The organism is Mesorhizobium sp. WSM4898 (assembly GCF_029625845.1).
Classification (GTDB): Bacteria; Pseudomonadota; Alphaproteobacteria; order Rhizobiales; family Rhizobiaceae; genus Mesorhizobium.
Genome location: NZ_JARTVQ010000040.1, coordinates 1 through 269, shown reverse-complemented (window position 1 = coordinate 269; position 269 = coordinate 1). Strand labels below are relative to the sequence as shown.

General features: G+C 71.7%; 1 protein-coding gene. It reads right to left on the bottom strand.

Annotated features, from left to right (window positions below; all coding sequences use genetic code 11):
- Positions 1-269, bottom strand: a 269-nt coding sequence (locus tag P9228_RS30875) for a hypothetical protein (RefSeq protein WP_278057057.1), incomplete at both ends; no start/stop codon positions are given.

Here is a 269-nt window from a genome sequence, read left to right as displayed (position 1 = left end):
ATGCGTACGTCGAACCCGAGCCCCGAACCGACCAGGCGGGTGAGGTCGAGCCCGTTGTGCAGCACCACCTCGACGTAGTCGTGACCCGCGTGCTCGGTGAGGTCGAGCCCGAGGCGCTGCAGCCGCGCCTTGTCCGCTCGCGTCGGGGTGTCGACGGTGACGAGCCGCGGTGCGAAGGCACTGTCCGCAGCCTCGGCCGAGCCTCCGGCCAGGGTGGTGGTGAGTCCGGTCAGGACGAGTCCGGTGGCCGCGGTGGCGGCGTACAGACG